This is a genomic window from Tsukamurella hominis (assembly GCF_965137015.1).
GTDB lineage: Bacteria > Actinomycetota > Actinomycetes > Mycobacteriales > Mycobacteriaceae > Tsukamurella > Tsukamurella hominis.
In genome coordinates this window covers 1-6,791 of record NZ_CBCRZG010000026.1, presented here as the reverse complement: position 1 = coordinate 6,791, position 6,791 = coordinate 1, and the positions used below count along the sequence as shown (strand labels likewise).

The following is a 6,791-nucleotide window of genomic DNA, read 5'->3' as shown; positions in this document are numbered from 1 at the left end:
CGCCCGGCCCGATGCCGCGCCCGAGACGCAGCCCGCCGACCGGGTGCGCGCCGCGTACCGCGCCGTCGCCGCGCTCGGTGCGTGGGTGGCCCTGCGCGACCTGCGGGCTGCCCTGCCCGGCGTGCCCCGCGCCACCGTCGACGAGGGCCTGCGCGCCCTGTACCCCGAGCCCGGCGTGCACATCGTCGCCGAGGACAACCTCAAAGCCCTCACCCCGGACGATCACGCCGCCGCGCTGCAGCTGGGCGGCCGTCCCCTGCACGCGATACGGATCACCCGATGACGCTCTCCGATCAGCAGCGCGCGGCGCTGCGTTCCGTCCGCCTGAGCTGGGCGCCCACGTACGAGGAGGTGTGGGACGCCGCGGCGGAGGACACGCACGTCGACGGCCTGCACACCGACGTCTGGGAGGACCTCGAGGACGCCCTCGGCGACGCCGTCGCGTCGACCGGCGCCTCCCCCACCGGCCTCGTGATCACCGGCAACGCCGGCACCGGGAAGACCCACCTGCTCACCCGGTTCCGCTCCGAGGTGCAGGCGGCGGGCCACTACTTCGTGCTGCTGGAGCTGCTGGACGCCTCCGACTTCTGGCGCGCCGCGCTGACCTCGCTGCGCAGTTCCCTCCTGCGCCCCGCCCGCGACCACGAGACGCAGCTCGCGCAGCTGCTGTGGCTGCTCTCCGACGAGGCCGGCCTCTCGCGCGCGCACCGCCGCGAGTTCTCCGGCGACGCCGTGCCCACGCCCGAGGGGCTCGACGCGCTGGTCGCGGCCATGAGCAAGCGCCGCCCGCAGGTGCGGCAGTACCACGGCGTGCTCCGCGCGCTGGTGCTGCTGGCCTCCCCCGACACCCGCCTCGCCGACCTCGGCTCGGCCTTCCTCGACGACATCGAGGTCGAGGAGACCGCCGCAGAGCGCCTGCACTGGGGCCTGCCGGCGCACGGCTTCCCCGCGGTGGAGACGGTCCGCGCCGTCTCGGCGTTCATGGCCGAGACCGCCGCGACGGTCTTCGCCGTCGACCAGATCGACACCCTGCTCGCGCAGTCCGCGGCCACCCTCACCGCCCCGGACTCGGCCGAGAGCGAGGTCATCGAGCAGGTCGGCCACGGCCTGATGTCGCTGCGCCAGGGCCTGTACCGCACCGTCACCGTCGCCTGCATGCTGCCGACGGCGTGGGAGACGCTCTCCAGCCGCGCCACCGCCTCCGTCGCCGCCCGGTTCCGGGTGGTCGGCCCGCTGAAATCGCTGCCCGACGGTGCCATCGCCCGCGCCATCGTCGAGCGCCGGCTCACGGCCGCGTACCGCGCGAAGGACTTCGTCCCGCCGCACCCCACCTGGCCGATCGCGCCGGAGGCCTTCGCCTCCGCGGTGCACCACACGCCGCGCGACCTGCTCACCAAGGTCGACGCGCACATCCGGGCGTGCGTCACCACCCGCACCGACTTCGAGCTCGCCTCCTTCGACGACGGGCCGGCGCGCGTGGCGCCGTCGGTGCCGGAGCCGACGCCGACGGAGCCCGCCGAGTCCCCCGCGGACCCGCCCGTCGACGTGCTGGCCCGCATCGACGAGCAGTTCGAGGCGCTGCGGATCCGGGCCCGCGTCGGCGACGTGGCGACCGACCAGGCCGTCGCCGACAAGCGGATGGGCGGCCTCCTCGAGGCCGGCCTGCGGGCGTGGACCCGCGAGGACGGCGGCGACGGCTTCCAGATCGAGCGGGGCAACAAGCAGCTCGACGGCCGGCTGCGGCGACGGCTGCCCGGCCGCGTCGAGGATGAGCAGCACTGGGCCTTCCGCGCGATCCCCGCGGCCAACGCCGTCGCCACCACCAACCGGGTGCAGAGCGCCGCGACGGCGGCCGGCGTCGCGGCCGGGATGGACCGGCGCAAGCTCTTCCTGCTGCGCTCCACACCCTGGCCGACCAGCCCGAAGGCGTCGTCGGTGATCGCCGACGCCGTCGAGCGCGGCGCGGAGCTGCTCCCCCTCGACGAGGCCGACCTCGCCACCCTCGACGCGCTGGGCCGGATCATCGCGAACGGCCCCGACGGCCTCGACGAGTGGCTCATGGCGCGGCGGCCCGCGCACGGGCTGCGGATGTTCGCCGGCCTGGAGCAGAAGCCGGCCGCCGAGCGCCCGGCCTCCCGCCGCGCCCGCGGCATGATCCCCGGCGACGCGGTGGGCCGCGTCGGCGGGCTGTCGAGCTCCGTCGCCGACGTCATGTTCGGCGGCCCGCCCGCCCCGCGCCCCGCACCGGCGCCAGAACCCGCCGCCCGGCCGGCGGCCGCGGCACCGTCGGACCCCGCCGGCATCGCGGTGGGCCTCGGACCGGACCACGGGCCCGTCGCCCTGGACCCCGCGGAGCTGCGCAAGCACACCGCGATCTTCGCGGGCTCCGGCTCGGGGAAGACGGTGCTGATCCGGCGGCTCATCGAGGAGTGCGCGTTGCGCGGGGTCTCGGCGATCGTGCTGGACCCGAACAACGACCTCTCCCGCCTCGGCGCGGCGTGGCCCGAGGCGCCGTCGGGCTGGTGGGAGGGCGACGCCGAGCGGGCGCGCACCTACCTCGCCGACACGGACGTGGTGGTCTGGACGCCGAACCGCGCGTCCGCGAGACCGCTGGTGCTGCAGCCGATCCCGGACTTCGCGGCGCTGCGCGCGGGGATGGACGGCGACGATCTCGACGCGCAGGAGGCGCGGGAGGGCTTCGCGATGGCCGTGGAGGCGTGCGCGAGCGCGCTGGAGCAGCACGTCGGCGTCGGCGGATCGCGCCGCGAGCAGCAGCGCGCGGTCCTGCGCGAGGCCCTCGACGCCTACGGCCGGGAGATCGGCCGCGCCGACATCCGGGCGTTCGCCGAGTTCCTCGGCGCGTGGGACTCGTCGCGCAGTGCGCTCGGCAGCGCCGACAGGCTGGCACCCGAGCTCGCCGCGAACCTGCAGGCGGCGCTGATCAACAACCCGCTGCTCGGCGGCCGCGGCGAGGCCGTCGACCCCGCGACGCTGCTCACCCCGGCGGACGGCAAGCGCGCCCGCGTCTCGGTGATCAGCCTGATCGGCCTGCCCGACGAGACGCAGCGGCAGACCTTCGTCGCGCAACTGCAGCTGGCGCTGTTCTCGTGGATCAAGCGGCATCCCGCGGGCGATCGCCCGGTCGGGTGGCTGCTCGTGATGGACGAGGCGCAGCAGATCGCGCCGTCGGGCGCGGTGAAGCCGTCCACGGAGTCGACGCTGCTCCTCGCCTCGCAGGCCCGCAAGTACGGGCTGGGGCTGGTGTTCGCGACGCAGGCCCCGAAGGGCCTGCACGACAAGATCGTCGGCAACAGCGCGACGCACTTCTACGGCAAGCTCAACGCGCCCGTCCAGATCCAGGCCGCGAAGGACCTGGCGGCCGCCCGCGGCGGCCGGCTCGACGGCATCGGCGGGCTGGGCGCGGGCGACTTCTACCTCGGGGCGGGCGCGGCGACGGTGCGCCTGCACTCACCGATGTGCCTGAGCCATCACCCCGCCAGCCCGCCCACCGAGGACGAGGTGCTGGCGATCGCCCGCGGCTGACGACCGGGCGGGACGCGCGTGGGTCCACGCGGGCAGCCCGACCATCGTCCACAGGTCCGGCGACGGCTCGGCGCCGAGCTCGCGCCGCGTCAGCTGCGCGTACCGCTGCACGGCGGCACGCGCGAGGCACAGGTCGCCCGCGTCGAGGTGGGCCCGGGCGAGGGCGCGGTGCGCGTCCTCGCGGAGCGGGTCCCGCCGCACGGCGGCCGTCGCCGCCTCGACGGCGTCACGGCCGTCGTTCGATCCGTCCATCGTGCACCTCCGATTCCCTGGGTCCATTGGACCCCGGTGCGGGGCGCGGCGAACGAGTAGGCGACTACCCGAAATCCGCGGCGCGGATCAGCCGGCGGGGCGAGTGGCGCGGCGGCGGGGCTGCTGGGCGCGGCCCTGCCCCTGCGGACGGCCCTGCCCCTGCGGACGGCCCTGGCCCTGCGCCCGACCGCCGGACGGGGCCTGGCGCGCGCCGGAGCGCTGTTGGCCGCCCTGGCCCTGACGGCGCTGCTGGCCGCCCTGACCGGCGGAACCGCCCTGGCCGCGGCCGGCACCGTCGGCTCGCTGCCCGGTCCCCTTGCCGCGCCCGGCGCGACCCCGGCCCGGGGCGTGCCCCCCGCCGGCGCGACGCTGCTGCTGCGGCTGCGGCGCGACGACCTCGGGCTTGACGTACGGCGCGACCTCGCCGACCAGGTCGACGACGACCGGCGACGTGGCGGTCACCGCGACGGGGCGGGCCGAGATGGCGGCCTTCTTGAGCAGGGTCTGGGTGTCCTTGCGCTGATCGCTCGTCATCACCGTGACGACGGTGCCCTCGCTGCCGGCGCGGGCGGTGCGGCCGCTGCGGTGCAGGTAGGCCTTGTGCTCGGCGGGCGGATCCACGTGCACGACCAGCTCGACGTCGTCGACGTGGACGCCGCGGGCCGCGATGTCGGTGGCGACGAGCACGCGGGCGGCGCCGGTGCTGAACGCCTCGAGGTTGCGGTCGCGCTGCGGCTGGCTGAGGTTGCCGTGCAGGTCGCGCGCGGGGATGCCGTCGGCGGTGAGCTGCTTCGCCAGCTTCTTGGCCTGGTGCTTGGTGCGGGTGAACAGGATGCGGCGGCCCGTGCCGGAGGCGAGGGCGCGCACCAGCGCGGTCTTGTCGTCCTTGCCGCCCACCTCGAAGACGTGGTGCGTCATGGCGACGACCGGCGAGTTCTCGGGGTCGACGGAGTGCGAGACCGGGTCGGTGAGGAACTTGCGGACCAGCTTGTCGACGCCGTTGTCCAGCGTCGCGGAGAACAGCATGCGCTGGCCGCCGGCGGGGGTCGCGGCGAGGATCCGGGTGACGACGGGGAGGAAGCCCAGGTCGGCCATGTGATCGGCCTCGTCGAGCACGGTGACCTCGACGCGCGACAGGTCGACGATGCGCTGCCGCATCAGGTCCTCGAGACGGCCGGGGCAGGCCACGACGATGTCGACGCCGTTGCTCAGCGCCTGCTCCTGCCGGGTCTGCTTGACGCCGCCGAAGATCGTGGTGACGCGCAGGCCGGCGGCGCGGGCCAGGGGCTCGACGGTGGCGGTGATCTGGGTGGCCAGCTCGCGGGTCGGGGCGAGGACGAGGCCCGACGGCTTACCCGCGGGTGCGCGGTGCCCGGCGATGCGTGCGACCAGCGGGATCGCGAAGGCGAGGGTCTTGCCCGAGCCCGTCTTGCCGCGGCCGAGCACGTCGCGGCCCGCGAGCGTGTCGGGCAGGGTGTCGGCCTGAATGGGGAACGGCGTGCTGCGGTCCATGTCGTTCAGGGCGGCGATGAGGTTCGAGGGGACGCCGAGGTCGGCGAAGGAACGGGTGGACACAGGGGTGCTCACGGTAAGGGTGTACCTAACGGTGGTGGTGGCGAAGGCGGCGGTGGCCGCATCCGCTCGCCGCAAGAAAAGAACCGGGAGGTGGGCTCGAGCCGATTTCGGCGAGTCAGGGGCCCGGGTGCCCTACGACGGCGCGGGACGTCACCGTCCCGCATGTTCCTCAGCATAGCAAACCTGTTCGCATCGTCCCGCATAATCGACGGTGGAGTGCCGACGCTCACACACTGTGCGTTCGCACCCTCGTGGAACGCGGAGTCGTTTCATGGGCGACAATGCAGTCATAGGGCGCGCGCTCGACGCGCATCAGGGGAGGCACGATCATGACCGCACGTACGAGGATCCATCCGTTCCGCGGCCGCGGGGGCGCGGCACTGGCCGTCGGGGCGTCGCTGTTCGCGCTGGCCGGTTGCGGCTCCGTCGCGGGGACCGGCTCGGCCGACCCGCAGGACGTGGCCGCGTACCAGAGCACCATCGCGTCGTCGCGTGCGGCCGCCGCCGCGGCCGCGGGCAAGTCCGCGTGCTCCTCGTGGCAGTCCGGGTACGACACCCGCATCGTCGCCAGTCGCGCCACCGTCGCCTTCACCAAGGACCCGAAGTGGACCTGGGACGGCATCACGGGGCTGATCAACGCGGAGTTCGCCGCCATCGCCACGGAGACCGGCCGGCTGCCGGGCATCATCGCGACGGAGAACCTCGCACCGACGATCAAGACCGCGATCACCGACTACAAGACCAAGCTCGACGCCTACAACGAGGCCCTGCGCGCCGATCAGGCGGCGCGCGGCTCGGGCGAGAACACCTGGGTCAAGAGCAACCCCGCGTTCTCGGCGCTGGGCGATGCCGCCAGCGCTGTGCGTCGCGTCTGCGCCTGATCGACAACCACGTGTTCGGGATCACGAAGATTTCCGTACACTGACGTCGTTCGCCGGGCTATCTTCTTGGTGTTCATTATTTGACATCGAGAGGTAATCATCGTGACCATCCGCACCTGGGGCGCCCGCACCGTCTCCGCCGGCCTGCTGGCCGCCACCCTCGCCACTCCCCTCGCCGCGGTCGCCACCGCAGCCCCGAATCCCGCACCCGGCACAGGCGCCGCCGCACCGTCGAACCCTGCGGTGAGCCCGAACGCCCGGACCGCCCGCGCGGTGTACGACCAGTGGATCGCGAACCGGACGCCGCGCGTGAACGCGACCAAGGCCGCGGCGCAGTACACCAAGAACCCGCAGTGGCGGTGGGACGGGATCCAGCCCCTGATCAACGCCGAGCTCGCCGCGATCCGCACCGAGCAGGGCTGGCTATGACAGCTTGAAGAGGCCCCGGCTCGACGGCTAGACCTGGCCCCGTTTGCGACTCGCCGGTGGTGTTGCGACGGTTTGATCTGGCCCCACCTGATGGTTGCTCGTGAACATCGT

The 6,791-nt window shown here is 74.2% G+C and carries 5 protein-coding genes and 1 pseudogene; 4 read left to right on the top strand and 2 right to left on the bottom strand.

The window, feature by feature from the left end:
* Both ACM9LD_RS21930 and ACM9LD_RS21925 read left to right on the top strand, forming a co-directional pair.
* Positions 1 to 283: pseudogene (locus ACM9LD_RS21930) on the top strand (hypothetical protein); the annotation flags it as partial.
* Positions 280 to 3,543 carry a helicase HerA domain-containing protein gene (locus ACM9LD_RS21925; protein ID WP_415678649.1) on the top strand — a complete coding sequence of 1,088 codons (3,264 nt, stop codon included), beginning with the start codon at positions 280 to 282 and terminating at the stop codon, positions 3,541 to 3,543. The pseudogene ACM9LD_RS21930 and the gene ACM9LD_RS21925, both read left to right, overlap by 4 nt.
* On the opposite strand, the gene ACM9LD_RS21920 is transcribed toward ACM9LD_RS21925, so the two are convergent.
* The gene (locus ACM9LD_RS21920; protein WP_415678648.1) at positions 3,469 to 3,795 is read right to left on the bottom strand and encodes a BTAD domain-containing putative transcriptional regulator; all 327 of its coding nucleotides are present in this window, start codon (positions 3,793 to 3,795) and stop codon (positions 3,469 to 3,471) included. The genes ACM9LD_RS21925 and ACM9LD_RS21920 overlap by 75 nt on opposite strands.
* An 87-nt stretch (positions 3,796 to 3,882) precedes the next feature.
* Positions 3,883 to 5,307 (bottom strand): DEAD/DEAH box helicase, encoded by a 1,425-nt coding sequence (locus tag ACM9LD_RS21915; protein ID WP_415678696.1) that lies wholly within the window; start codon positions 5,305 to 5,307, stop codon positions 3,883 to 3,885.
* 392 nt (positions 5,308 to 5,699) lie between these two features.
* Between ACM9LD_RS21915 and ACM9LD_RS21910 the strand changes: the two genes are divergently transcribed.
* Positions 5,700 to 6,251 carry a hypothetical protein gene (locus ACM9LD_RS21910; RefSeq protein WP_415678647.1) on the top strand — a complete coding sequence of 184 codons (552 nt, stop codon included), beginning with the start codon at positions 5,700 to 5,702 and terminating at the stop codon, positions 6,249 to 6,251.
* A 102-nt stretch (positions 6,252 to 6,353) separates the two neighbouring features.
* Positions 6,354 to 6,680: a hypothetical protein gene (locus ACM9LD_RS21905; RefSeq protein ID WP_415678646.1), complete on the top strand. Its 327-nt coding sequence runs from the start codon at positions 6,354 to 6,356 to the stop codon at positions 6,678 to 6,680.
* Positions 6,681 to 6,791 lie beyond the last annotated feature (111 nt).